Raw genomic sequence first — 25,738 nt, 5'->3', positions numbered from 1 at the left:
CTACCGCGGCGGGTCCGGCTCCGACGCGGCGCGCAACCGTGCGGCCCGCTCCCCCACCGCGACGAGCGCGCGGGCGTGGTCGTGCCACGCGCCGACGTCGCCGCGCAGCCAGGCCGCGCGCAGGTCGCCGGTCGCACGGGTCCACTCCCGCACCACCGCGACGCCCTCACCGGCCCCGCCGGCGCGGCGGCTGCGCAGCGCCCCGGTCACGGCGAGCACGGCGCGCATCGCCGTCGCGACCTTCCCGGTGATCTCGATCGGCACGGGCAGCCCGGCCGCCGCCTGCGCGACGACGGCGGCGCGGGCGGCCAGCACCGCGACCACCACGGCGGCGAGGACGGCGAGCACCGCGAGCAGCCAGAACCCGGCCCCGCCGACGCCCGGCAGGACCGCCGCGACGACGAGGGCGGCGAGCACCGCGGGCGGCAGCCACCGCGCCCACCGGGCAATACGGGTGCTCCCGTGCGCGCGGCGCTGGGCGGCGAGGTCGGGCGGGGAGTCGTCGGCGCGGACGAGGCCACGCTGGACGTGGAGCAGGGCGGTGTCGGACTCGTCCGGCATGAGGTGATTCTGCACGGCGGCCCGCACCGGGCCGCGCGTCAGGTCTGCTCCTGCGGGCACCACCACGTCGAGCGCCCGCCCACGGTCCCGTGCACCATCTCCGTCCCGCAGCGCGGGCAGTGCCCGCCCGGGTGCCGGTGCTCGATGACCTCGCCGGTGTGCACGCCGCCGCGGGCGATCGCCCGTTCCAGCGCCCGGTCGAGGTTGCGGTGCAGCCTGTCCAGGTCGGTGCGGGTGAGGTCGTGCACCCGCGTGCGCGGGTCGATCCGCGCCTGCCACAGCGTCTCGTCGGCCAGCAGGTTCCCGACGCCGGCGAGCACCGACTGGTCGAGCAGCCGCGCCTTGACCGCCGCCGTCCCGCGCAGGAGCCGGTCGCGGAACTCGGCCGGCTCCATGCCCTCCGCGTCGGGACCGAGACCGGACAGGTCGGGGTCGAGCCGGACCCGGCCGAGGCGGCGCTTGTCGAAGAGCCGGAAGCGGCCGCCGTCGTCGAAGGTCATCGTGAACCGGTCCCACTCGGCCTTGCGCGGCTGCCGGTCGGGGCGGGCGGGGCCGCCGCCGATGCGCTCGCCGTCGCCGTTGGTGACCACGATCCGCCCGCCCATGCCGAGGTGCACGCCCAGCGCGGGGCCGGCGTCGCCGTCGGCGGTCTCGGTGTCGCACCACATGGTCTTGCCGATGCGGTGGGCCCGGGTGAGCCGCCCGCCCTTCAGCGCGGAGGCGATGTCCCCGGGGCGGTGCGGGCGGCACACCCAGTCGTCGCGGTCGTCGACGTCGGTGATCGTCCGGCCGACGGCCTCGGCGAGGACCGTGCGCGCGTTCTCCACCTCGGGCAGCTCGGGCATGACGATCAGTGTGGCGCGATCGGGGAACACCCGCGCGGCGGTGCGTCGTTGGTCCCCGGTGTGACCACGGGTGAACGCATGAAGGTCCGGGCCCCCGAGCTGCGCGGGCGGCGCTGGCTCAACACCGGCGGGCGGGAGCTGAGCCTCGCCGGGCTGCGCGGGCGGATCGTCGTCCTGGACTTCTGGACGTTCTGCTGCGTCAACTGCCTGCACGTCCTCGACGAGCTCCGGCCGCTGGAGGAGGAGTTCGGCGACGTCCTGACCGTCGTCGGGGTGCACTCGCCGAAGTTCGTGCACGAGGCCGACCCGGCCGCGGTCGAGGCCGCCGTCGAGCGCTACGGCGTGACCCACCCCGTGCTCGACGACCCCGAGCTCGCCACCTGGGACGCCTACGCCGCCCGCGCCTGGCCGACGCTGGCGGTGATCGACCCGGACGGGTTCGTCGTCGCACGGATGGCCGGGGAGGGCCACGGGCCCGGGCTCGCGGCGCTGCTGCGCGAGCTGGTCGCCGAGCACGGGGACCGGCTGCGCCGCGGCGACGACCCGGCGGTGCCGCCGCCCGCGCCGGACACCGCGCTGCGCTTCCCCGGCAAGGTCGTCGCGCTGCCCGGCGGGACGTTCCTCGCCTCCGACACCGCCCACCACCAGCTCGTGGAGCTGCGGGCCGACCTGGGCACCGAGGTCCGCCGGATCGGGTCGGGCACCCGCGGTCTCGCCGACGGCGACGCGGACCACGCCCGCTTCTCCGAGCCGCAGGGGCTGCTGGTGCTGCCCTCGGCCGACGCGGTGCTCGTCGCCGACACCGTCAACCACGCCGTGCGCCGGGTCGAGCTCGCCACCGGCGCCGTGTCGACGCTCGCGGGGACCGGCGAGCAGCTGCGCGAGCGGGTCGCGCCCGGCGGGGTCTCGGCGCTGCTGTCCTCGCCGTGGGACCTCGCACGGTGGGACGGGCGGGTCGTCGTCGCGATGGCGGGCCCGCACCAGCTCTGGACCGTCGACCCGGACGGCGGCGAGGCGCGGGTGCTGGCCGGCACCTCCAACGAGGGGCTGCGCGACGGCCCGTTCGACGCGGCGTTCTTCGCCCAGCCCTCCGGGCTCGCGACCGGCCCCGACGGCACGCTGTGGGTCGCCGACAGCGAGATCTCCGCGCTGCGCCGCATCGGCGACGGCCCGGGCGCGGACGTCGCGACCGCCGTCGGGCAGGGGCTGTTCGAGTTCGGGCACCGCGACGGCCCGGCCGCGCAGGCGCTGCTGCAGCACCCGCTCGGCGTGACGGTGCTGCCCGACGGCTCGGTCGCCGTCGCCGACACCTACAACGGCGCCGTGCGCCGCTTCGACCCGGCGAGCGGGCAGGTCTCGACGCTGGCCGAGGGGCTCGCCGAGCCCTCGGACCTGCTCGTCGACGGCGACACGCTCGTCGTCGTCGAGTCCGCGGCGCACCGCCTGGTGCGGGTCCCGGTCCCGGGCGGGTCGCTGGTCGCCGGGGCCGCGCACGCCGTACGGCGCGCCCCGACCGCGCTCGCGCCGCAGGTGGCGCTGCGCATCGGCTTCGTCCCGCCGGCCGGGCAGTACCTCGACGACCGCTTCGGGGACCCGACCTCGCTCACGGTCGCCGCGGACCCGCCGTCGCTGCTGCTGGACGGGGCGGGCACCGCGACCGGGCTGACCCGCGCGCTGCGCCTGGACCCGGCGGCCGGGCCCGGCGTGCTGCAGGTCGCGGTGGCCGCGGCCGCCTGCGACGACCCGGGCGACGGGTTCGCCGCCTGCCACCGCTACCAGCAGGACTGGGGCATCCCGGTGACCGTCGGCGACGACGGCGCCGCCGAGCTGGACCTGGACCTGCGCTCGGTCTGAGCCGGACCGGCCGCTCAGCCCTCCAGCCAGGCCAGCACCGCCATGACGCGGCGGTGGTCGTCGGAGGACGGCGGCAGCCCGAGCTTGGTGAAGATCGAGGAGATGTGCTTCTCCACCGCCCCCTGGGTGATCACCATGAGGCGGCCGATCGCGGTGTTGGTGCGGCCCTGGGCCATCAGCTCCAGGACCTCGCGCTCGCGCGGGGACAGCTCGGCGAGCGGGTCGCGGCGGCGGCGCTTGGTGAGCAGCGCGGACACGACCTCCGGGTCGAGCACGGTGCCGCCCGCGGCGACCCGGCCGAGCGCGTCGGACAGGTCGGCGAGCTTGGACACGCGGTCCTTCAGCAGGTAGCCGACACCGCCACCGGCCTCGAGCAGGTCGGTGGCGTAGGACTCCTCGACGTACTGCGACAGCACCAGGATCCCGACGCCGGGGTGGTCGCGGCGGATCTCCAGCGCGGCCCGCAGCCCCTCGTCGGTGAACGACGGCGGCATCCGGACGTCGACGACCGCCACCTCGGGCCCGTGCTCGGCCACCGCCGCGACCAGCGCGGTCCCGTCGCCGACGGCGGCGAGCACGGTGGCGCCCGCCTCCTCCAGCAGCCGGACCAGGCCCTCGCGCAGCAGCACCGAGTCCTCGGCGAGGACCACCCGCATCGTCATGGATCCATGATCGGTCACGCGTCGCCCAGCCCGGCGACCGGGACCTCGGCGACGAGCACCGTCGGGCCACCGGGCGGGCTGTCCACCTCCAGCCGTCCCTCGACGATCTCCAGGCGGTCGGCGAGCCCGGCCAGGCCGTGCCCCTTGCCCGGGTGCGCGCCGCCGCGGCCGTCGTCGCGCACGCACACCCGCAGCAGCGTCGCGTCGACGGTCACGGTGACGCTGACCGCGGTCGCGCCGGCGTGCTTGGCGACATTGGTGAGCGCCTCGGTGACCACGAAGTAGGCGGTGTTCTCGACCAGCGCGGGCAGCCGGGCGCCGTCGTCGAGGCCGACGTCGAGGTCCACCGGGACGGGGCAGCGCCCGGCGGCGGCGCGCAGCGCGGGCCCGAGGCCGCGGTCGGCGAGGATCGGCGGGGCGATGCCCCGGGAGAGCGCGCGCAGCTCCGAGAGCGCCTCGCGGCTCTGCTCCAGGGCCTCGTGCAGCAGCGGGCGGGCGCGCTCGGGGTCGTCGTCGAGCCGGCGCACCGCGGCCTCGAGGTCCATCCCGAGCCGGACGAGGCGCTGCTGCGGCCCGTCGTGGATGTCGCGTTCGAGGCGGCGCAGGGTCTGCGCCTCGGCGGCGACGGCGGCGCGCCGCCCCGCGGCCAGCGCGAGCGCGCGGGCCCGCAGCGCGGCGGTCTGGTTGGTGAGCAGGCCACGGGCGAGCAGCGCGCGCACGTCGGTCAGCCAGCGCACCACCGTCGGCAGCGTCATCAGCAGCAGCACGCCCAGGCCGGTGTTGAGCGCGACGTCGCCGAGGGTCGAGTCGATGCCGGTGATCGAGCCGAACAGCGTCCAGTTGCGCTCCCCGCGGGGCAGCGACCACTGCCAGAAGACGTAGAACAGCCCGCCCAGCCCGGTGACCGCCCACACCAGCGCGACGGCGGCGGTCACGATCCGCACCGGCAGCGCGGTGACGGCGTGCGCGACGTCGCGCCAGCTCTGCGGGTCGGCCAGCGCGCGGAACAGCCGCCCCATCAGCGAGCGGCCGCGGTTGGGCCGGTAGTGGTGCGGGGGCAGCGGGCCGCCGGTCGCGGCCTCGGTCGCCCGCCGCTCCAGCTCGGCGAAGCCGCGCGCGGCCGCCAGCATCCCGACGGTGATCGGCAGCCCGATCCAGACGACGAACGTCCCGGCGCCCAGGCCCAGCCCGACGAGCACGACGAGCCCGCTGACCACCGCCAGCGGCAGGCCGGCGAGCAGGTAGGCCATCTGCGCGCCGAGCCGGGTCCGTCCCGGCCACGCCGACGGCCAGCCGGTCGGGTGCGGCAGGTGCGGGCCGCCGTCGCGCAGCAGGTACTCGCGCAGTGCGCCGTTGCCCCAGCCCTCCAGGACGCGGACGAGGTGGACGTCCAGCGGGCTGCCGCCCGGCTCGTCGGGGGCAGGGCGCTTCCGCGTCGCGACGTCGCGGTCGTCGTCCGGCACGGTGTCGCCTCCGAATCGGGTGCGGTTGCTCCGCGGACGAGGATAGGCGGAGTGACGAACGCCCCCGCGGGGTCGCGCGTCCCGGCCGCGCCGTGATGAGCTACCCACAGTAAGAAACGCGACGACGCGAGAAGGTGTACCCGTGGACTCCGCCGACCTCACCGACGTTCTGACCTCGGTCCGTGACTTCATCCGCACCGAGGTGGTGCCGCAGGAGGAGCGGATCGACGCCGAGGACGCCGTCCCCGAGCGCATCGTCGCCCAGTGCAAGGAGATGGGGCTCTACGGCTTCACCATCCCCGAGCAGTACGGCGGCCTGGGCCTGACCGCGTCGCAGGAGGTGCGGCTGGCCTTCGAGCTCGGCTGGACCACCCCGGCGCTGCGCTCGCTGTTCGGCACCAACAACGGCATCGCGGGGCACGTCCTGCTGGAGGGCGGGACCGAGGAGCAGAAGAAGCAGTGGCTGCCCCGGCTGGCGTCCGGCGAGGTCACCGCGTCGTTCGGGCTCACCGAGGCCGACGCGGGCTCCGACCCGTCCTCGCTGTCCACCCGGGCCGTGCGCGACGGCGACGCCTGGGTCCTCAACGGCTCCAAGCGCTACATCACCAACTCCCCCGTCGCCGACGTGATCATGGTGTTCGCGCGGACCGACCCGGACGCGCCGGGCAACCGCGGCATCTCGACCTTCCTCGTCCCGAAGGACACCCCCGGCCTGTCCGTCGGGCCGAAGGACCACAAGATGGGCCAGTTCGGCGCGTGGACCGCCGACGTGCACCTCGACGACGTCCGCGTCCCGTTCGACCACGTGGTCGGCGGCGAGGACGGCATCGACAAGGGCTTCCTGGTCGCCGCGAAGTGCCTGGCCCACGGGCGGCTGCACATCGCCGCCGTCTGCGTCGGGATGGCCGACCGGCTGGTGCACGAGACCGTCGAGTACGCCCGCACCCGCGAGCAGGGCGGCAAGCCGATCGCCCGCTTCCAGCTTGTCCAGGGCCTCGTCGCGGACTCGGTCACCGACGCCCGCGCCGGCCGCGGCATGGTCCTCGAGGCCGCCCGCACCTTCGACGAGGGCACCGACATGGTCTCCGGGCCCGCCGCCGCGAAGTACTTCTGCTCGGAGATGGTCGGCCGGGTCGCCGACCGGGCGGTGCAGGTGCACGGCGGGGCAGGTTACATGCGCGGCGTCGCCGTCGAGCGGTTCTTCCGCGACGCCCGGCTCTTCCGCATCTACGAGGGCACCAGCCAGATCCAGCAGGTGATCATCGCCCGCGACGCGCTGGGGAAGGCCGCCCGCGGCTGAGGCCCCCACGCAGGCGCCCGCCCGGTGCGCCCCGGCCTCCCCGGCCTGCCCCGAGGGGCACTCTCGTGACACCCGCCGGCCCCGGGCGGCGGCCCAGGGCGCCGGCCCCGGGCGGCGCCCCCAGGGGCACCTTCGTGACACCGCCCGCCCCCGGGGCTGCTCCGAGGGGCACCTTCGTTGCCCTCTAAGCCACGAGAGTGCCCCTCGGAGCAGGGCGGGGCGCCGGCCGACGCGCGACGGAGTTGTCCACAGGGGCGCAACTCGCACCGGGACCGGGGCCCGGCGGGGGCACGCTCTCCGTATGCCCCGCCGTAGCGCGCCGTCCCCGGCCGACATCGCCTCCCGCTGCGACGACGCCGTCGTCCCGGTCCGGCTCCTCGAGTCGTTCGGGCTGGACCGGCGCACCATCGCGCGGCGCTGCCGGCCCGGGGGTCCGTGGCGCAGCCTCTGCCCCGGGGTGGTCAAGCTGGCCAACGGTCCGGTCACCCGCGACGAGCGCCAGCGGGCGGCGCTGATCGTCGCCGGTGACGGCGCGATGCTCACCGGGCTCGACGCGTTGCTGCTGCACCGCGTCCGCGTGGCCCCGGCCCCGCACGGACCGGTGCACGTGCTGGTGCCGCACGAGCACCGCCGCGGCCGGGGGACGATCGTCCGGGCCGAGCGCACCCGTCGCGCGCCCGAACCGGTACGACGGCGGCACCCGGTCGCGCCCGTCGCCCGCGCGGCCGTCGACGCGGCCCGCTGCTCACGGGACCGCGACCTGGTGCGGACCCTGTTCGCCGGCCTGCTCCAGCACGGTCACTGCTCGCTCGCCGATCTGCGCGACGAGCTGGTCGCCTGCAGCAGCCGGGGGGCGGCTCTGCCGCGCACGGTCCTGGGCGAGATGGTCGCCGGCGTGCGGTCGGTCGCCGAGGCCAGGGCCCGACGGCTGGTGGCCCGCAGCCGTCTACCCCGGCCGCTGTCGAACGTGCGGCTGCTGGACCGCGACGGGACGGTGATCGCGGTCGTCGACTTCTGGTGGCCCGAGGCAGGACTCGTGTGGGAGATCGACTCGATCGAGTTCCACCTCTCCCCCGACGACTACGCCCGCACCGTGCGCCGGCGGTCGGCACTCGGCCGGCGCGGGGTCGTCGTCGTCCAGACGCTTCCCGGCGACCTCCGGCGACGGCCGGCGGAGGTGCTGGACGAGCTGCGCCGCTGCCACGCGCGCGCACTCGCGTCGCCGGCACCGGACGTTCGCCAGGATCTCTCCCCCGCCGCCTGACGGCGCCCGCCTGTCGCCGCGCCGCCCCTCTCCGCGTGCTCCGAGGGGCACCCTCGTAGCACAGCCCGATGCCGCGCCGCGCCGGGCCCGGCCGCGCCGGGCGAGGCCAGGCCGGGCCGGGCCGGGCGCGCGCCGGGCCGGCCCGGTGCGCGCCCGGGGACGACGACGGCCCCCGTCCCGGGTGGGGCGGGGGCCGTCGGTGCGTCGGGCTCAGTGGGCGGCGGGGCCCCGGTGGTACTCGAACACCAGCCCGCCGACGGCGATCAGCACGAGCGTCATGCCCACGACGATCATCCAGGCGTACCAGAAGGCGACGCCGAGTGCGGCGAACGCCGCGGCCGCGGCCAGGCCCAGCGGCCAGTAGCTGCCGGGCGAGAAGAAGCCGACCTCGCCGGCGCCGTCGGACACCTCGGCCTCCGGGTTGTCCTCCGGGCGCTCCTCGAGGCGCCGCGAGACGAACCGGAAGTAGGTGCCGACGATCAGGGACAGACCGGCGGTCAGCCACAGCGCCGTGACGCCGACGACCTCGCCGGCGATGAACATGTACGCCAGCGCGGCGAGAATGAAGAAGCCGGTGACGATCTCGAAGATCCGGGACTCGATCTTCATGGCGTGCTCGTCCTCCCTCAGCCCGTGACCTGCGCGGCCAGCTGGCCGCGGTCGGTCGAAAACGGCTGCGTGCTGATCGCCTCCGGCGCGCACCACTGACCGCAGTTCAGCGCCTGCAGCGCCTCACCCGTCGTGTAGGCCTGCCCGGTCTGCGGGTTGGTCTCCTTGCGGAGCTGGATGTACCGGTCGAACAGGGCGGGCTCCAGGGCGCGCACCTCGAAGTTCATCTGCGAGTGGTAGGTGCCGCACAGCTCGGCGCAGCGGCCGACGAACGCGCCCTCGCGGTCGATCCCGTCGATCACGTAGGTGTTGTCCTGCTCGTTGCGCTCCGGGTACGGGAAGACGTCCCGCTTGAACAGGAACTCCGGCACGTAGAACGAGTGGATCACGTCGGGCGAGCGCTGGGTGAACTCGATCGACCGGCCGGTCGGCAGGACCATGACCGGGATCGTGTCGCTGGTGCCCAGCGTGCTCACCGGGCGGCCGCCCTGGCCGGCCTCGTCGGGGTAGGAGAACTCCCAGTTCCACTGGAACCCGACGATGTCCACGCGCAGGTCGGCCGGACCGCCCGCGGTCGGGCTCTCCTTGTCGATGTAGTTCTGCACGTTGACCGTGAAGCCGAACAGCACCGCCACGATGACGGTGGGGATCGCGGTGAACACCAGCTCGACCGGCAGGTTGTACTGCGTCTGCCGGGGCAGCGTGCCGTCGTCGTCCTTGCGCTTCCGGTGCAGGATCATCGCCCAGAACATGGCGCCCCAGGTGATGACGCCGACGACGAGCGCGGCGATCGCGGACCAGGTCCACAGGTTGCGCATGGCCTCGGCCTCGGAGGTCACCCCCTCCGGCCACCCGAACCGGATGACCTCCTGGACCGAGCAACCGGCCAGAGCCGGCGCCGCCAGCAGGCCGACCACGGCCACCTTCGCCGCCCGGGCGATCCGGGAGCGGCCTTCGGTTCGGGCCACTGCACGCCGCCTTCCTGTCGTCTCCTGCGTACGCCGCACTGCCAGCACGTTCTTCCTTGCTTCGTCGATACGAGCCAGCGGCCGAAGATGATCGTGTGCCACCCGTATGGAGCACCGTCTTCGACCTCGCGTAGAGACTAGACGAACCCCCGTCGGCCCGCGCCCCCCGGGGTTGGGGGGACGGGACGTGAACGCGGTCACCGGCCGGAGCGAAACCGGCAGTCTGGCAGCGGGAAGACCGTTTCGCACCGGGGCGCGCGAGACCCGTCCGGCTGACTCGGCATACTGACCGGTGTGTGCGGACTGCTGGGACTGCTGACCGCCGGGGCGGACGCCGCGACCCGGGTCGAGCCGATCGCCGACGCGCTGCGCTGTGCGCGGCACCGGGGACCCGACGAGAGCGAGACGTGGAACGACCACGATCTCGTCCTGGGGTTCAACCGGCTCTCGATCATCGACGTCGACCACTCCCACCAGCCCCTGCACTGGGGGCCGGTGCCGGGTGAGGACACCCGCTACACCATCGTCTTCAACGGCGAGATCTACAACTACCTCGAGCTCCGCGAGGAGCTGATCGAGACCTACGACGCCGCGTTCGCCACCGACGGCGACGGCGAGGTCATCGTCGCGGCCTTCCACTACTGGGGCCCCGACGCCGTCCAGCGCCTGCGCGGGATGTTCGCCTTCGCCATCTGGGACGTCGTCGAGCGCGAGCTGTTCCTGGCCCGGGACCCGTTCGGCATCAAGCCGCTGTTCCTGGCCACCACCCCGGCCGGCACCGCGTTCGCCAGCGAGAAGAAGTCGCTGCTGCAGCTCGCCGGTGAGCTGGAGATCGGCCTGGACCTGGAGCCGGCCGCGCTGCAGCACTACCTGACCCTGCAGTACGTGCCCGAGCCGATGTCGCTGCACCGGATGATCTCGCGGGTCGAGTCCGGCACGCACGTCACCGTGCGCCCGGGCGAGGAGCCGCTGCACCAGCGCTACTTCGCGCCGAAGTTCATCTCGCTGCCCAGCCACGCCCCGGCCAGCGCCGAGGCCGAGGCGATCGTGCACGGCGAGATCGCCGACGTGCTGCGCGACTCGGTCGCCAAGCACATGCGCGCCGACGTCACCGTGGGCGCGTTCCTCTCCGGTGGCATCGACTCCACCGCGATCGCGGCGCTCGCCAAGGAGCACAACCCGAACCTGATCACCTTCACGACCGGGTTCGAGCGCGAGGGCTACTCCGAGGTCGACGTCGCCGCGGAGTCCGCGGCCGCGATCGGGGTGCGCCACGTCGTCCGCACCGTGAAGCCGGACGAGATGATGGAGGCCCTGCCGCTCATCATCTGGTACCTCGACGACCCGGTGGCCGACCCCGCGCTGGTCCCGCTCTGGTTCATCGCCCGCGAGGCCCGCCAGCACGTCAAGGTCGTGCTGTCCGGCGAGGGCGCCGACGAGCTGTTCGGCGGGTACTCGATCTACCGCGAGCCGCTGTCGCTGTCGCCGTTCGAGAAGGTGCCCGGCACGCTCAAGCCGCTGATGCGCCGGGCGTCGCGCAAGATGCCCGAGGGCATGCGCGGCAAGGACCTGCTGCGCCGCGGGTCGCTGTCGATGGAGCAGCGCTACTACGGCAACGCCCGGATCTTCCGCGACGACCAGCTGCACGAGGTCCTGCGCGGCTACGACCCGCGCGTCTCCCACCAGGACGTGACGGCGCCGCACTACTTCGCCAGCCACGACTGGGACCCGGTGGCCCGGATGCAGCACGTGGACCTGTTCACCTGGCTGCGCGGCGACATCCTGGTCAAGGCCGACAAGATGACGATGGCGCACTCGCTGGAGCTGCGGGTGCCGTTCCTCGACCCCGAGGTCTTCGACATCGCCTCGTCGCTGCCGCAGTCGCAGAAGATCACCCACGGCTCGAACGGCACCACGAAGTACGCGCTGCGCCGGGCCTGCGAGGGGATCATCCCGCCGCACGTGCTCAACCGCCCGAAGCTCGGCTTCCCGGTGCCGATCCGGCACTGGCTGCGCGACGAGATGTACGCCTGGGCGCGCGACATCCTGCAGAACTCCGGTGCCGGGCACCTGATCGACCTGCAGGCCGTGCACCGGATGCTCGACGCCCACCGCGAGGGCCCGGTCGACCACTCCCGGCGGATCTGGGCGGTGCTGGTGTTCCTGCTGTGGCACGGCATCTTCGTCGAGAAGCGGATCGTGCCGGAGGTCCCGACGCCGACCTACCCGGTCAAGATCTGACCCGTGCACGGCCGAACGGCCGGTACCCGCCTGGTGCGGGTACCGGCCGTTCGTCGTCGGTGGGGGCGGGATCAGGCGGGCAGGGCGCCGCGGATCTCGTCGGCGGCCGCGTCGCCGAACGCCCCGGCGAGACGGGTCAGCGCCGCGTCGCGGTCCCAGGTCCACTCCTGCGGGCCGTCGGACTCGAGCACGTAGGTCGCGATGAGCGCGCCGAGCTGGGCGGAACGCTCCAGCGACAGGCCGGCGCCGACGGCGGTGAGGAACCCGGCGCGCCAGGCGTCGCCGACGCCGGTCGGGTCGACCTGCTCGGTCGGCGGGACGACGTCGATCCAGGTCTCGGTGCCGTCGGACCCGACGATCACCGCGCCCTTCTCGCCGTGCGTGGTGATCCGGGTGCCGACCTTCGCGCCGATCTCCTCGGCGGTCCAGCCGGTCTTCTTGAGCAGCAGCTCGAACTCGTAGTCGTTGGTGACCAGGTAGGTCGCGCCCTCGACGAGGCGGCGGACCTCCGGGCCCTCCATCCGGGCGAGCTGCTGGGACGGGTCGGCGAGGAAGGGGTAGCCCTGGGTCCGGCACTCGTCGGTGTGGCGCAGCATGGCCTCGGGGTCGCTGGCGCCGATCAGCACCAGGTCGAAACCGCCGACGCGCTCGGCGATCGGGGCGAGCTCGATCTCCTTCGACTTGGCCATCGCGCCGGTGTAGAAGGACGCGATCTGACGCATGTCGTCGTCGGTGGTGCAGACGAAGCGGGCGGTGTGGACGTCGTCGTGGGTGTGCACCCCGGAGGTGTCCACGCCCAGGTCGTCGAGGATCGCGCGGTACTCGGCGAAGTCGGCGCCGACCGCGCCGATCAGCACGGGGTTCTGGCCGAGCACACCGAGGGCGAAGGCGATGTTGCCGGCGACCCCGCCCCGGCGGACCGTCAGGTCGTCGACCAGGAAGCTCACCGAGATCCGGTCGAGCTGCTCGGCGAGGATCTGCTCGGAGAACTTCCCCGGGAAGTGCATCAGGTTGTCGGAGGCGATCGATCCCGTCACGGCGATAGGCACGAAGGGCACCCTACGTCACCGACGACGACGGGCCCCGCCGGAGATCACCGGCAGGGCCCGTCGAGGTGGTGCTCAGTTGAAGCTGTCGCCACAGGCGCAGGAGCCGCCCGCGTTCGGGTTGTCGATCGTGAAGCCCTGCTTCTCGATGGTGTCGACGAAGTCGATGGTGGCGCCCTGCAGGTACGGGGCGCTCATCCGGTCGACGCCCACCTTGAGGCCGTGGAAGTCACGGAACAGGTCGCCGTCGAGCGAGCGGTCGTCGAAGAACAGCTGGTAGCGCAGGCCGGCGCAGCCACCGGGCTGCACCGCGATGCGCAGGTGCATGTCGTCGCGCCCCTCCTGCTCGAGCAGGGTGCGCGCCTTCACGGCGGCGGACTCGGTCAGCTCCACGCCGTGGGTCTGCTCCGCAGCGGTGGCAGCGTTCTCTACGGTCATGACTCTCCCAACAACGCGCATGGCCCGCCGTGTTCCCACCGGCGGTTGCTTTCCCGCGGCCCATACTACGACGGCCGCGCCGCGCGCAGCCCGCGGACGACCGCCCGATCGCCGGGACGGCGGATGAGCCGCGTCACCTGCTCCAGCGCGGCGCGACCCGGGCGGCGAGCCCGGCGAGCGTCCCGGCGGGGTCGGCCATGGACGCCTCGACGCCCACCTCGTCGGCCACCCCGAAGGCGGCGTCGACCCCGGCCGCGCCCGCCTCGCGGCGCCCGACGCTCACCTGCCCGGCGAGCACCACGCACGGCGTGCCCCGGTCGGCCGCACCCCGCGCGACGGCGGTGATGAGCTTGCCGCGCAACGACTGCCAGTCGAAGCTCCCCTCCCCCGTGACGACGACGTCGGCCGAGTCGAGCTCGGCGTCGAGCCCGACGAGCTCCCGGACCAGGCCGGCGCCGGACTCGACGCGCGCCCCCAGCGCGAGCAGCGCCGCGCCGAGCCCGCCGGCTGCCCCCGCGGCGGGGATCTCGCGCACGTCGCGGCCCGCGAGGCCGGCCAGGACGTCGGCGAACCGGGCCAGGGCGGTGTCGAGCTCGGCGACGGCGGCGTCGTCGGCGCCCTTCTGCGGGCCGAACACCGCGGCGGCGCCGTGCCGCCCGAGCAGCGGGTTGTCGACGTCGGAGGCCGCGACCAGCTCCATGCCGCCCAGGTCGGGGCGGCCGTCGAGGCGGGCGCAGCAGTCCAGGGCGGCGCCGCCGGGCGGGAGCGGCAGGCCGTCGTCGTCGACCGGGACGGCACCCAGCGCGGCCAGCATGCCCGCGCCGCCGTCGGTGGTGGCGGACCCGCCGAGCCCGACGACCGCGCGGGTCACGCCGGCGTCGCGGGCGTCGGCGAGCAGCTCCCCGACGCCGTGGGTGGTCGCGGTGCGGGCCACGCCCGGCACCCGGTCCTCGCGCGGGACGTGGTGCAGCCCGCACGCCGAGGCGCACTCCAGGTAGGCGGTGTCACCGACGCGCAGCCAGGACCCGGTCACCGGGTCGCCGAGCGGGCCGGTGACCTCGCGCTCGTGCACCGTCCCGCCGAGGGCGGTGTGCAGCACCTCGGCGAAGCCGGTGCCGCCGTCGGCGAGCGGGACGATCCGGACGTCGGCGCCCGGTGCGCCGCGCCGCCAGCCCTCGGCGATCGCCTCGGCCGCCTCCCGGGCACTGAGCGTTCCGCCGAAGGAGTCGGGAGCCACCACGATCCGCATGCCGGGCAGGCTAGCGGCGGCCCGTATTGTGAGTCCCTGTGAGGTTCCTGCGCCGTTCCGAGAGCTCCGACCAGGCCGGTCAGACGGCCGTCGAGCCCCCGGCGGGCACGGACGCGGCGGAGACGGAGGACGAGGGCGCGACCCGCTCGCGTCCCCACACCACTCCCGGCAAGGGCCGGGCGACGCCGAAGCGCCGTGACGCCGAGGGCAAGCGACGCGGGCCCGCCCCGCCCCCGCCCCGCACCCAGCGCGAGGCCGCGAAGCTCGCGAAGGCCAACCGGCCGTCGAAGGACCAGCGCCGCGCGCAGGCACTGGACCGGCGCAAGCGGATGGACGCCGGCGACGACCGCGTCCTGCTCCCCCGGGACCGGGGCAAGGTGCGCGCCCACGTCCGCGACATCGTGGACTCGCGCCCGCACGTGATCGGCCTGTTCCTGCCGCTGGCCGCGCTGGTGCTGGTCGCCGCGCTGGTCCAGAACCCGGTGATCCAGCAGTACGTCACGCTGTTCACGTTCCTGATGCTGATCGTGATGGTCGTCGAGGGCACGCTGCTGGGCATGCAGGTGCTCAAGAAGACCCGCGCGAAGTTCCCGGACGAGGAGATCAAGGGCCTCGGCACCGGCTGGTACGCGTTCTCCCGGGCCACGCAGCCGCGCCGGATGCGCGTCCCCAAGCCGCGGGTCAAGCGCGGCGACACCGTCTGACCGCCCGTCGCACGACGGCCCGGCCCCGCACCGCGGGAGCCGGGCCGTCGTGCGTTCAGGACAGGACGAGCGGCCCGCCGGGCAGGTCCAGCACCGCCTCCAGCGACGGCGTCTCCCCCGCGACGACGTCGGCCTCCCCGGCGGCACCGACCGCGTCGAGCAGCGCCCGCACCCGGTCCGGGTCGGGATGGGTCAGGCGCAGCGTGCGCAGGCTCGCGGGCACCGGCAGGTCGCCCGAGGGGTGGCGGGTGGCGCCCCAGTCGATGAGGAACGGCAGCACGCCGCCGCCGTCGTCGGGCGGGAACGCCAGCCGCCAGGCCAGCAGCTCGCCATCCGGGCGGCGCCGCGACATGTCCCGGGCCGGGCCCGGGTCGTGGCCGGCCGCGCGGGCCGCCGCGCGGGCGGCGTCCAGGTCCCCGACGCGCACCGCCCAGGTCACCAGCGCGGGCGCGGCCAGGGTGTCGATGCGGAACGGGCGGGGTGCGGGCGGCTCGTCCTGCGCGGGGTCGGGCCCGACGACCTCGAGGTAGCGGCCGGGACCGATCCCGGCGAGCCGGTTGCGCGTGCCGAGCCCGGTGTGCGGTCCGCCCTCCAGCGTGTGGAGGTGGCGTCCGGCCAGGTCAGCGGCGGTGCGGTCGACGTCGGGCGTGGCCAGGACGAGGTGATCGAGCACCTTCGCGACGCTACCGGGAACCGGTAGGACACGATGTGCGGCGTGACTCCTCCAGTCGAACTGCGGACGCTCGTCCTCGGGGGCACGCGCTCCGGCAAGTCGCGCCACGCCGAGGACCTGTTCGGCGACGCACCGGCGGTCCGCTATCTCGCGACCGCCCGGCGGGTCCCCGGCGACGCCGAGTGGGACGCGCGGATCGCGGAGCACACGGCACGCCGACCGGCGGGCTGGACCACCGAGGAGGTCGGCGGCACCGCGCTCGCCGAGGCGCTGACGCGGCCCGGGCCGGTGCTGGTGGACGACCTCGCGACCTGGCTGACCGGGGTCCTCGACGACGCCGGCGCCTGGGACGCGGCGACGGTGCCCGCCGCGGTCGGCGAGGCCGTCGACGGGCTGGTCGCCGCTGTCGCCGCCGCCCCCGGCCCGCTGGTGCTGGTGTCGGCCGAGACCGGGCTCGGGGTGGTGCCGCAGACGCGGGCGGGACGGCTGTTCCGCGACCGGCTCGGGGAGCTCAACGCGGCTCTGGCGCGGGTCTGCGGCGAGGTCGTCCTCGTCGTGGCCGGGCGGGCGCTGCCGCTCCCGGCCGACGCCGCCGCGGCCGCCGCGGGGCCGGGCACGCCCCGGGCGGCGCGCCCGGTGATGCGGGCACGCCAGGTCGGCGCGGGGTCGAGCGTGACCGGCGCACCGCCCGCCGACCCCGCCGGCGCGGCCGCGGAGCCCGCACCCGTCGGGGGCGCGCCCGCCGTGCCGGCCGAGCCGGGGTCCGCCGGACCCGCGGTCGCCGCGTCCTCGGTGCCGGAGGTCCCCGGCGACCCCGCGGCGTCGGAGGTCGCCGACCCCGCCGGTGACGTCGCCGGCACCCCCGCCGGGGTGCCCGGCGCGGTCGTCCCCGCCACCGGCGCGGCCGCGGGCGCCGTGGCCGGGGCGTCGGTCACCGACGAGCCGGACTCCGGGGTGGAGATCGTCCCGGTCGCCGTCGGGCGCCCGGACACCCGCAGCCGCCGCGAGGCCGTCGCCCTCGTCGAGCGGCTCGCCGCCCCCACCGGCGGGCTCGGCCGGCTCGGTGAGCTGGGCGTCTGGCTGGCGTCGTGCCAGGGCACCTGTCCCCCGCAGCCGCCGGCCCGCCCGCGGGTCGTGCTGCTGGCCGCCGACCACGGCATCGCCGCGAACGGTGTGTCCGCCTACCCGCCGGAGGTCTCCGCGCTGCGGGCCACCGCCGCCGCGGCCGGACGGCTGCCCGTCGCCGTCGCGGCGCGGGCGGCCGGGGCGACCGTGCGGACCGTCGACGTCGGGCTGGTGTCCGGCGCCGAGGGCGCCGAGCCCGGCTGGCTCGTCGCGCACGGCAGCGGGCGCATCGACCGCGAGGACGCGCTGAGCGAGGAGCGCGCGACCGCGGCGTGGCTGACCGGGCGGCGCCTGGCCGACTCCGAGATCGACGCGGGCGCGGACGTGCTCGTCCCGGCCACGCTCGCGGTCGGCGCCACCACCCCCGCCGCGACCCTGGTGGCGGCGCTGACCGGGGCCGAGCCGGTGGCCGTCGTGGGCCGGGCCTCGGGCATCGACGACCGGGCCTGGATGCGCAAGGCCGTCGCCGTCCGCGACGCGCTGCGCCGCGCCCGGCCCTACCTGCGCGACCCGCTGGGGCTGCTGCGCACGGTGGGCGGCATCGACCTGCTCGTCCTGGCCGGGTTCCTGGCCCGTGCCGCGGAGCGCAAGGTCCCCGCGGTGCTGGACGGTCTCGCCGTCGGCGCGGCGGCGCTGCTCGCCGACGAGCTCGCCCCCGGGGCGAAGGACTGGTGGCTGGCCGCGCAGCCGTCGACCGAGCCGGCCGCGACGCTGGTGCTGGAGCAGCTGTCGCTGGTCCCGGTGCTGGACCTGGCGGTCCGGACCGAGGACGGCACGGCCGCCGTGACCGCGCTGCCGCTGCTCACCACGGCCGCCCGGCTGCTCGCCGAGACCGGTTCGGCCGAGGACACCGGCGTCGTGACCGGGGACGTGACCGCGCCGGCCGGCGCCGGACGGTGACCACCCGGCCGGGACCGTTCGCCGGGCTCGCGCTGGCCGTCAGCTGGCTGACGGTGCTGCCCGCCCGGGTCCGCACCACCGACGGCGGCGCCCTGCCCGACGGCGTCGCGGCGGCCGCGCTGCGCTGGGCGCCGCTGGTCGGGTCCTGCCTCGGGGCGGCCGGCGGCGCGCTGCTGGCCGTCCTGACCCTCGCCGGGGTGTCGCCGCTGGTAGCGGGGCTGCTGACGGTCGGGGCGGGTGCGCTCGCGACCCGCGGGATGCACGTCGACGGCCTCGCCGACACCGCCGACGGGCTGGGCAGCTACGGCCCGCCGGAGCGGGCGCTGCGGGTCATGGCCGACGGCGGCGCGGGCCCGTTCGCCGTGGTCACGCTGCTCGTGGTGCTGGGGGCGCGGGCCGCCGCGCTGGCCCAGCTCGCCGTCGCACCGCCGCTCGTGGTGGTCCTGGCGTGCGCCCTGGCGGCGGCGGTCGGGCGGGCCGGGTTCTGCTGGGTGGCGCGCCGCGGGACACCGGCGGCCCGTCCGGGCGGGCTGGGCGCGACCGTCGCGGGGTCGCAGCCGGTGTGGGTCGCGCCGCTGTGGTGGGCCGGGCTGGCCGTGGCCGGAGCGGCCGCGCTCACCGCGGCGGAGCGGCCGGCGGGGCTGCCCGCGGTGCTGCCGGGCGTGCTGCTCGCGGTGCTGCCGGGCGTGCTGCTCGCAGCGCTGCTGGTGGTGGGGCTCGCCCGGCACACCCGGCGGCGGTTCGGCGGGATGAGCGGGGACGTCCTCGGCGCCGCCTGCGAGCTGTCCGGCACCGCGGTGCTGGTCGTCCTGGCGACGACACTGACGGCGTGATCACCGGTCGTGGAGCGTGGCGCCCGCCTCGCGGACCGCGCGCTCCACGACCGGTGATCGTGGGTCAGACCGAGGCGGGCGCCGGCACGAGGGTGTGCATCCAGCCGTGCGGGTCCGGGGCCGCGCCGCGCTGGATCGCCGTCAGCGCCTCGCGCAGCTGCAGCGTGACCGGGCCGGGCTCGCCGTTGCCGACGGTCACCTCCCCGCCGCTGTGCTTGACCGTGCCGATGGGCGTGATGACGGCGGCGGTGCCGCAGCCGAAGACCTCGGTGAGCGTCCCGTCCGCGGCGCCGCCGAGCCACTCCTGCCCGGAGATCCGCCGCTCGGCCACGGAGATCCCCAGGTCCTTCGCGACGGCGATCAGCGAGTCGCGGGTGATGCCGGCGAGCACCGACCCGCGCAGGTCCGGCGTCGCGAGCTCGACCGAGCCGTCCTGCCCGCGGAAGACGAAGAACAGGTTGTTCGAGCCCATCTCGTCGATCCACCGGCGCTCCTCGGCGTCGAGGTAGGCGACCTGGGCGCAGCCGTGCCGGGCGCCGACCGACTGCGGCAGCAGCGACGCGGCGTAGTTCCCGCCGCACTTCGCGGTGCCGGTGCCGCCGAGCGCGGCCCGGGTGTACTCGGTCTCCAGCCACACGTCCATCGGCTTGACCCCGCCCGCGAAGTACGGGCCCGCGGGCGAGGCGATGACGGCGTAGAGGTACTCCGAGGACGGGCGCACCCCGAGCCCGACCTCGGTCGCGATCATGAACGGACGCAGGTACAGCGAGTCCTCCCCGCCCGCCTCGGGCACCCACTCGGAGTCGACGGCGAGCAGCTCGGACAGCGAGGCGAGGAACAGCTCCTCGGGGAGCTCGGCCATGGCGAGCCGCCGCGCGGAGCCGGCGAAGCGGGCGGCGTTGGCGTCGGGCCGGAACGAGGCGATCGAGCCGTCGGGCTGCCGGTAGGCCTTGAGCCCCTCGAAGATCTCCTGCCCGTAGTGCAGGACCATCGACGACGGGTCCAGCGTCATCGGCCCGTACGGCACGACCGCCGGGTCGTGCCAGCCCGTCCCGGCGCTCCACCGGATCGTCACCATGTGGTCGGTCATGTACCGGCCGAAACCGGGATCGGCCAGTACGTCGGCGCGCCGCTGCGGGGACGCCGGGGCGGGGTTGCGGGTCACGGAGAACTTCGGCGCGCTCATGGGGGAAACGGTATCCCCGGTGTCCGGCCGGCAAACAGTCGGATTCCCGAGGAACGGACGCCCGGACGCGTTCAGCGCACGTGCGAGGGCACCATCGGCGGCTTGACGACCTCGACCGGCAGCGACCGGCCGCGGACGTCGATCACCAGGGCGTCCCCGACGGCGACGCCGGGGGCGGTGTCCACCAGGGCCAGCGCGATGCCGGTGCGCAGGGTCGGGGAGAACGTGCCCGAGGTGACGACGCCGACGGGGGCGCCGCCCTCGCCGTCGAGCACGGTCATGCCCGCGCGGGGCACCCCCCGCCCGGTGGCCCGCAGCGCGCGCAGCCGCCGCGACGGACCGGCCGCGCGCTCGGCGACCAGGGCGTCACGGCCCCAGAACGACGGCTTGTCCCAGCCGACGGCCCAGGCGCTGCCGGCCTGCACCGGCGTGATCTCGGTCGACAGCTCGTGCCCGTGCAGCGGGTAGCCCATCTCGGTGCGCAGGGTGTCGCGGGCGGCGAGCCCGCAGGGACCGCCGCCGACGGCGCGCACGGCGTCGAGCAGGGCGTCCCACATCGCCGGGGCGGCCGCCGCGTCGAGCACGACCTCGTAGCCGTGCTCGCCGGTGTAGCCGGTCCGGCAGATCCGCACCCCGCCGTCGGACAGGCCGCCCTCCAGGTCGGTGAAGGCCATGTAGTCCAGGTCGGCGACGCCCGCGCCGCCGGCCCCGAGTGCCGCGGCGAGCGCCTCGCCCGAGCGGGGGCCCTGCACCGCCAGCACGGCGAGCTCGCGGTGCCGGTCGGTGATCACGACCCCGGACGGCGCCCCCTCGGCCAGCGCGGTGACGATCCGGGTGGAGTTGGCGGCGTTGGGCACCAGCAGCAGGTCGTCCTCGGCGGCCAGGTAGACGATCATGTCGTCGAGGACGCCGCCGTGCTCGTCGCAGGCCATCGTGTACTGCGCCCGGCCGGGCCCGATGCGGCCCAGGTCGTTGGTGAGGCAGGTGTCCAGGTGCGCGGCCGCGCCCGGCCCGGAGATCGGGACGGTGCCGAGGTGACTGACGTCGAACAGGCCCGCGGCCTCGCGGACCGCGGTGTGCTCGGCGACGGTCCCGCCCGGGTAGGAGATCGGCATCGACCACCCCCCGAACTCGCCGAGGGTGGCGTCGAGGGCGACGTGCCGGTCGTGCAGCGGGCTGGGCAGGAGCTCGTCGGTCACGCGCTCGACCCTAGTGCCCGGCACGGGCCCCGAGGGGCCTCAGGCCGCCCGCTCCTCCGGATCGGTGCGCGGCACCGCGTCCCCGGCGGCGGCGCGGGAGCGCGAGCGCGCGGTGACGGTGCACAGCACCCAGCCCGCCGCGAGCGCGCCCACGGTCGCCAGCAGCGGAAGGACCGGCATCGCCGCCGCGACGACGAGACAGCCCGCCGCCCCGGCGGCCGCGACGGCGGCGGCCCGGCCCGGCCGGCCGGGCAGCTGCAGCACCGCCGCGTGCAGCACCGCGTGGTGCACCAGGGCCGCGACCACCGTGACCACGATGGCCGTGGTCGCGGAGAACAGCAGCGTCATCGCCAGGGTGAGCACGCCGAGCGTCAGGTCCGCGACCCACGGCGTGCCGCGGGACCCGCCGCGGCCGAGGAACGCGGGCAGCTCCCCCTCGCGGGACAGGCGGGCGGAGCCGGCCGCGGCCCGCGACAGCGCGCCGAGCAGGGCCGCGACCGTCGCCGCGGCCGCGCCGATCCGCACCAGCACCCCGACCGGGGCGCTGCTGCCGGTGTCCATCAGCGCCGCCAGCGGCGCCGAGGCCGAGGCCAGACCCGGCACGCCCAGCCCGCGCAGCAGCGCGGCGGAGAGCAGCAGCAGCAGCGCCGTGGTGACGAGGACGGCGATCGCCGGGGCCCGGCGGATCGCACGGGCCGGGTCGCGCAGGCTCCCGCCGAGCTCGGCGACGCGCGAGAGCCCGGTGAAGGCGAGGAGGACGAACCCGGCCGCCGCGAGCACGCCCAGCGGACCGGGCTCGATCGCGGCCTGCAGGGTGGCGACGGCGGGTGCCCCGGGCGTGCCGGCGGCGTCGCCGGCGAGCCCGGCCCCGGTCGCCGCGGCCGGCATCGCCGAGGACGGCGCCGTCTGCGGGCCCCCGGCCGACAGCCCGACCCCGATCGCGACGGTCAGCGCCAGCAGGGTGCCGACGACGAGCCCGCGCGCGGCGCCGGGCGAGATCCGCACGCCGAACGCGTTCACCGCGACGACGGCCAGGACCGCCACCACCGCGATCGTCACCGGCTGGGTGGGTAGCACGTAGGCCCCGAACACCAGTGCGGCGGCCGACCCGGCCGCGGCCCGTGACGTCACCCGGGCCACCGCCCCGAGCCGCAGCGCGCACACCGGCAGGTCCCCGCGGGCCAGCTCCGGGCCGGCCGGGCGGGCCAGCGTGAGGTACGCCGTCGAGGCCACCGTCGCCAGCGCGAGGAGCGCGGCGAGCACGACCCCGAGCGGGAACCAGCCGCCCGCCGAGGCCGCCGCGGGCCCCAGCGAGGCGTACAGCCCGGTACCGAACGTCGCCGAGAGGGCGACGACGACCGCGGTCACGGTCGGGATCCGGTACGGGGGGCGTGGCACCCGCCCACCATCCCATCCACCCCTGTGCCGCGCGGCGCCGCGGGGGTGTCATTACCATCTCGGTCCGGTCTCGCCGGGCCGCTCCCCACCCGCCCGGTGCACGGGACGCGTGCACCGGCGACGGAGCGTGACCCGCGGGCGGCCACGAGCCGCCCGATCGACACCCGATCGATACCGACCGCGACCGCGAACCCGTGCGACCCGAGGAGTGCCACCCGTGCCGATCGACGACCCGACCCTCCCGCAGACCGCCGCCCACAGCGGCTCCGAGCCGGAGGCGGTCGTCGACGCCGTCGTCGTCGGCCTGCACGCCCCCGAGTCCGACGGCGACGGGCCCGTCCTCGCCCCGGGTGCCGGCGCGGTCGACGCCGCGTTCTCCGGCGAGCTGCTCGCGCTGCTCACCACGGTCGGCGCGACCGGCAAGGCCGAGCAGGTCGTGTCGCTGCCCGCCCGCGGGGCGCTGGCCGCGCCGCGGCTGGTCGCCGTCGGGCTGGGGCGCCCGGCCGAGGGCCCGAGGGCGGCGGAGGCGGTGCGCCGCGCCGCCGGTGCCGCCGCCCGCGCGCTGGCCGGGACCGGCTCGGTGCTGAGCACGCTGTCCGCCCTCGACGCCGAGGCCGCCGTCGTCGGCGCCGTGCTCGGGGGCTACCGCTTCGACGCCCACCGCTCCTCGGTCGACCCGTCGTCGGCGCCGGTCGGGGCGTGGTCGTTCAGCGGGACCGACGACGGGTCGGTGCGGCGCGCGGCGCTGGTCGCCGAGGCCGTCGCGACCACCCGCGACCTGGTCAACACCGCCCCGAACGTGCTGTTCCCGCAGACCCTCGCCGAGCGCGCGGTCGCGCTGGGCGAGCGGGCCGGGCTGGTCACCGAGGTGTTCGACGACGCGCACCTGCGCGAGCAGGGCTACGGCGGCGTCACCGGCGTCGGGAAGGGGTCGGTGAACCCGCCCCGGCTGGTCCGCCTCACCTGGGACGGCGGCGGCGCGGCCACGAAGCGCGTGGCGCTGGTCGGCAAGGGCGTCACCTTCGACACCGGCGGCATCTCGCTCAAGCCCAACGCCGGCATGGCCGACATGACCTCCGACATGGGCGGCGCCGCGGCCGTGATCGCGACCGTCGTGCTGGCCGCGAAGCTGGAGCTGCCGGTCACGGTGACCGCGACCGTCCCGATGGCGGAGAACATGCCCTCCGAGCGCGCGTACAAGCCGGGCGACGTGCTCGACATGTACGGCGGGCGCACCGTCGAGGTCCTCAACACCGACGCCGAGGGGCGGCTGATCCTGGCCGACGCGATCGTGCGCGCCGCCGAGGACGACCCCGACTACCTCGTCGAGACCTCCACGCTGACCGGCGCCCAGCAGGTGGCGCTCGGCCTGCGCACCGCCGGGGTGATGGGCAGCGACGCGCTGCGCGACCGGGTCACCGCGCACGGCACCGCGACCGGTGAGGACGCCTGGGCGATGCCGCTGCCGGAGTACCTGCGCTCCGAGCTGGACTCGCGCGTCGCCGACATCGCCAACGTCAGCGGGCAGCGCTTCGCCGGGATGCTGCTGGCCGGGATGTTCCTCAAGGAGTTCGTGCCGGCCGGGCTGGAGTGGGCCCACATCGACATCGCCGGGCCGTCGTACAACACCGGCGGGCCGCGCGGCTACACCACCAAGGGCGGCACCGGCGTGCCGGTGCGCACGCTGCTGGCGTTCCTGGAGGACGTGGCCGCGAACGGCTAGCGGTCCTGCAGCGCGTCGAGCGCGACGGCGAAGGCGGCGGCCAGGCGGAAGTCCAGGCGCGGGTCCGGGACGGTGACGTCGTAGGAGTCGCGCAGCGACCACCGCCGGTCGCTGCTCATGAGCGTCGCGCCGCCGGCGTCCTCGGTCAGGTCGACGTGGTACGGCAGCGGCAGGTTCTCGAACACCCGCCGGGCCAGCGCGACGCCGAGGCTGCGCTCGCGCCCGGTCGCGGTGAGCCCCGGCGCGGTCACCGTCCAGGTCGAGCGCAGCAGGCTCGCGCCGAACCGCTTGCCGAAGGTCCCCAGCACCCGGCCGTGCTCGTCGACCACGTCGTGCTCGGCGCGCACGTCCAGGCGCTGGCGGGCCCGGAAGGAGAACACCGCGCGCGAGCGGCTGTCGTCGGCCCAGAACGTGACCTGCTCCTTGAACGCGAAGCGCTTCTGCTGGGCGAAGGCCATCAGGGCGCCCGCGCTGCCGTCCGGGTTCGCGGCGTGGACGTCGTAGCGGTTCACGCCGAGCGTGATCCGCTGGCGGACGAGGAATCGGGGCAGGTGCATCTCGGCGCTCACGCCCGCGAGTCTGGCCCGCCCGCGGTGCGGGCACCGGCACCGCCACGGGTGTTACCGACGGGTAGGGCATACTGCCGCGCATGCCGCGACAGCGCCGTCACGAGATCCCCGCGCACGCCCCCCGCTCCGCTGTGGTCACCGGTGCCGCCCGCGGCATCGGCGAGGCCATCGCCACCGAGCTGGTCGGGCGTGGCTACCGGGTGCTCGTCACCGACCTCGACGCCGCCGCCGCGCAGGCCACCGCGGAGCGCATCGGCGCCGCCGCCGGCACCGCCTGCGACGTCACCGACCCGGCCGCCTCGGCCGCCGCGGTCGCCAGGGCCCGCGAGCTCGCCCCGCTCGGCGCCTGGGTCAGCAACGCCGGGGTCGGGTTCGACGGCACCGTCACCGGCGTCTCCGACGCCCACGCCCGCGCCCTGGTGGAGGTCAACCTGCTGGGCCCGGTGTGGGGCGCCCGCGCCGCGGTCGCCGCGTTCCGCGAGCAGGCCGCCGCGGGCACCGCGCAGGGCGGCGAGATCGGCATGACCGTCTCGCTGTCGGCGCTGGGCCCGGTGCCGGGGCTGTCGCTGTACGCGGCGTCCAAGGCCGGGGCGCTGTCGGTGGCGTCCGCGCTGGCCTCGGAGGTCCGCCGCGAGGGCATCGGGGTGCACGCGGTCTGCCCGGACGGGGTGAACACCGAGCTGCTGCGCTCGATGGAGCCCGGCGGCCAGGGGCAGGCACTGGTCCGGTCCGGGGTGCTCGTCACGCCCGAGCAGGTCGCCACGGCGCTGGTCGGGATGTTCGGCACGAGCAGGGTCTACCGGACGCTGCCGGCCTGGCGCGGTGCGGTGCTGCGGCTGACCGCGCTGGTCCCGGGCCCGGCGCTGCGCCTGGAGCCCGCGATGCGGGCGGTCGGCGCCCGCCGGGCGCGGTCCCTGCGCCCCTGAGC

23 protein-coding genes are annotated in these 25,738 nt (G+C 76.0%); 9 read left to right on the top strand and 14 right to left on the bottom strand.

Annotated features, from left to right (window positions below; translation table 11 throughout):
• Positions 1-561 carry a hypothetical protein gene (locus WJX68_RS00500; RefSeq protein ID WP_340285437.1) on the bottom strand — a complete coding sequence of 187 codons (561 nt, stop codon included), beginning with the start codon at positions 559-561 and terminating at the stop codon, positions 1-3.
• Positions 562-599: 38 nt separating this feature from the next.
• The gene (locus tag WJX68_RS00495) at positions 600-1,406 is read right to left on the bottom strand and encodes an Fpg/Nei family DNA glycosylase (protein WP_340285436.1); all 807 of its coding nucleotides are present in this window, start codon (positions 1,404-1,406) and stop codon (positions 600-602) included.
• Positions 1,407-1,484: 78 nt separating this feature from the next.
• Between WJX68_RS00495 and WJX68_RS00490 the strand changes: the two genes are divergently transcribed.
• Positions 1,485-3,260 (top strand): NHL domain-containing thioredoxin family protein, encoded by a 1,776-nt coding sequence (locus WJX68_RS00490; protein WP_340285435.1) that lies wholly within the window; start codon positions 1,485-1,487, stop codon positions 3,258-3,260.
• A 14-nt stretch (positions 3,261-3,274) separates the two neighbouring features.
• On the opposite strand, the gene WJX68_RS00485 is transcribed toward WJX68_RS00490, so the two are convergent.
• Complete coding sequence (locus WJX68_RS00485; RefSeq protein ID WP_340285875.1) at positions 3,275-3,916, bottom strand: response regulator transcription factor; 642 nt, start codon at positions 3,914-3,916, stop codon at positions 3,275-3,277.
• A gap of 20 nt (positions 3,917-3,936) precedes the next feature.
• Positions 3,937-5,385 (bottom strand): sensor histidine kinase, encoded by a 1,449-nt coding sequence (locus WJX68_RS00480; RefSeq protein ID WP_340285433.1) that lies wholly within the window; start codon positions 5,383-5,385, stop codon positions 3,937-3,939.
• 142 nt (positions 5,386-5,527) lie between these two features.
• On the opposite strand from WJX68_RS00480, the gene WJX68_RS00475 reads away from it, so the two are divergent.
• Together WJX68_RS00475 and WJX68_RS00470 are read left to right on the top strand one after the other, a co-directional pair.
• A complete protein-coding gene (locus WJX68_RS00475; RefSeq protein WP_340285432.1) occupies positions 5,528-6,685 on the top strand; it encodes an acyl-CoA dehydrogenase family protein in 1,158 nt (385 codons plus the stop codon).
• 301 nt (positions 6,686-6,986) lie between these two features.
• Positions 6,987-7,949 carry a hypothetical protein gene (locus WJX68_RS00470; RefSeq protein WP_340285431.1) on the top strand — a complete coding sequence of 321 codons (963 nt, stop codon included), beginning with the start codon at positions 6,987-6,989 and terminating at the stop codon, positions 7,947-7,949.
• A gap of 210 nt (positions 7,950-8,159) precedes the next feature.
• Here WJX68_RS00470 and WJX68_RS00465 read toward each other — a convergent pair whose 3' ends face one another.
• A complete protein-coding gene (locus WJX68_RS00465) occupies positions 8,160-8,558 on the bottom strand; it encodes a cytochrome c oxidase subunit 4 (protein WP_340285430.1) in 399 nt (132 codons plus the stop codon).
• Between the two features lie 17 nt (positions 8,559-8,575).
• Positions 8,576-9,526: an aa3-type cytochrome oxidase subunit II gene (gene ctaC / locus WJX68_RS00460; protein WP_340285429.1), complete on the bottom strand. Its 951-nt coding sequence runs from the start codon at positions 9,524-9,526 to the stop codon at positions 8,576-8,578.
• Positions 9,527-9,820: 294 nt separating this feature from the next.
• Between ctaC and asnB the strand changes: the two genes are divergently transcribed.
• Positions 9,821-11,767 carry an asparagine synthase (glutamine-hydrolyzing) gene (asnB, locus tag WJX68_RS00455; RefSeq protein WP_340285428.1) on the top strand — a complete coding sequence of 649 codons (1,947 nt, stop codon included), beginning with the start codon at positions 9,821-9,823 and terminating at the stop codon, positions 11,765-11,767.
• 71 nt (positions 11,768-11,838) lie between these two features.
• Here asnB and WJX68_RS00450 read toward each other — a convergent pair whose 3' ends face one another.
• From WJX68_RS00450 to WJX68_RS00440, 3 genes are all read right to left on the bottom strand, one after another.
• A complete protein-coding gene (locus WJX68_RS00450) occupies positions 11,839-12,774 on the bottom strand; it encodes a carbohydrate kinase family protein (RefSeq protein ID WP_340285874.1) in 936 nt (311 codons plus the stop codon).
• A gap of 114 nt (positions 12,775-12,888) precedes the next feature.
• On the bottom strand, positions 12,889-13,251 hold the full coding sequence (locus WJX68_RS00445; RefSeq protein ID WP_340285427.1) for a HesB/IscA family protein: 363 nt from the start codon (positions 13,249-13,251) through the stop codon (positions 12,889-12,891).
• Positions 13,252-13,384: 133 nt separating this feature from the next.
• On the bottom strand, positions 13,385-14,500 hold the full coding sequence (locus WJX68_RS00440) for a glycerate kinase family protein (protein WP_340285426.1): 1,116 nt from the start codon (positions 14,498-14,500) through the stop codon (positions 13,385-13,387).
• Between the two features lie 38 nt (positions 14,501-14,538).
• Here WJX68_RS00440 and WJX68_RS00435 point away from each other — a divergent pair, with 38 nt between their 5' ends.
• Entirely contained in the window at positions 14,539-15,204 is a 666-nt protein-coding gene (locus tag WJX68_RS00435) for a DUF3043 domain-containing protein (protein ID WP_340285424.1), read from the top strand.
• A gap of 55 nt (positions 15,205-15,259) precedes the next feature.
• On the opposite strand, the gene WJX68_RS00430 is transcribed toward WJX68_RS00435, so the two are convergent.
• On the bottom strand, positions 15,260-15,877 hold the full coding sequence (locus WJX68_RS00430) for a VOC family protein (RefSeq protein ID WP_340285422.1): 618 nt from the start codon (positions 15,875-15,877) through the stop codon (positions 15,260-15,262).
• Between the two features lie 42 nt (positions 15,878-15,919).
• On the opposite strand from WJX68_RS00430, the gene WJX68_RS00425 reads away from it, so the two are divergent.
• The gene (locus WJX68_RS00425) at positions 15,920-17,902 is read left to right on the top strand and encodes a bifunctional adenosylcobinamide kinase/adenosylcobinamide-phosphate guanylyltransferase (protein ID WP_340285421.1); all 1,983 of its coding nucleotides are present in this window, start codon (positions 15,920-15,922) and stop codon (positions 17,900-17,902) included.
• A complete protein-coding gene (locus tag WJX68_RS00420) occupies positions 17,899-18,735 on the top strand; it encodes an adenosylcobinamide-GDP ribazoletransferase (RefSeq protein ID WP_340285418.1) in 837 nt (278 codons plus the stop codon). The genes WJX68_RS00425 and WJX68_RS00420 overlap by 4 nt, the downstream gene beginning before the upstream one ends.
• Before the next feature lie 64 nt (positions 18,736-18,799).
• Here WJX68_RS00420 and WJX68_RS00415 read toward each other — a convergent pair whose 3' ends face one another.
• From WJX68_RS00415 to WJX68_RS00405, 3 genes are all read right to left on the bottom strand, one after another.
• Positions 18,800-19,921: a branched-chain amino acid aminotransferase gene (locus WJX68_RS00415; protein ID WP_340285415.1), complete on the bottom strand. Its 1,122-nt coding sequence runs from the start codon at positions 19,919-19,921 to the stop codon at positions 18,800-18,802.
• Positions 19,922-19,992: 71 nt separating this feature from the next.
• On the bottom strand, positions 19,993-21,120 hold the full coding sequence (gene gcvT, locus WJX68_RS00410; protein ID WP_340285413.1) for a glycine cleavage system aminomethyltransferase GcvT: 1,128 nt from the start codon (positions 21,118-21,120) through the stop codon (positions 19,993-19,995).
• Positions 21,121-21,159: 39 nt separating this feature from the next.
• Positions 21,160-22,518, bottom strand: a complete 1,359-nt coding sequence (locus tag WJX68_RS00405; RefSeq protein WP_340285412.1) for an APC family permease — start codon at positions 22,516-22,518, stop codon at positions 21,160-21,162.
• Positions 22,519-22,735: 217 nt separating this feature from the next.
• Between WJX68_RS00405 and WJX68_RS00400 the strand changes: the two genes are divergently transcribed.
• Complete coding sequence (locus WJX68_RS00400; RefSeq protein WP_422785626.1) at positions 22,736-24,241, top strand: leucyl aminopeptidase; 1,506 nt, start codon at positions 22,736-22,738, stop codon at positions 24,239-24,241.
• Here WJX68_RS00400 and WJX68_RS00395 read toward each other — a convergent pair.
• Positions 24,238-24,810, bottom strand: a complete 573-nt coding sequence (locus WJX68_RS00395; protein WP_340285411.1) for an LURP-one-related family protein — start codon at positions 24,808-24,810, stop codon at positions 24,238-24,240. The two genes, WJX68_RS00400 and WJX68_RS00395, sit on opposite strands and share 4 nt — an antisense overlap.
• Positions 24,811-24,890: 80 nt before the next feature.
• Between WJX68_RS00395 and WJX68_RS00390 the strand changes: the two genes are divergently transcribed.
• Positions 24,891-25,736: an SDR family NAD(P)-dependent oxidoreductase gene (locus WJX68_RS00390; protein ID WP_340285410.1), complete on the top strand. Its 846-nt coding sequence runs from the start codon at positions 24,891-24,893 to the stop codon at positions 25,734-25,736.
• Positions 25,737-25,738: the final 2 nt, after the last annotated feature.

The sequence above is a fragment of the Pseudonocardia spirodelae genome (genome assembly GCF_037727765.1).
GTDB lineage: Bacteria > Actinomycetota > Actinomycetes > Mycobacteriales > Pseudonocardiaceae > Pseudonocardia > Pseudonocardia spirodelae.
This window is presented reverse-complemented; position numbering and strand designations above follow the sequence as displayed.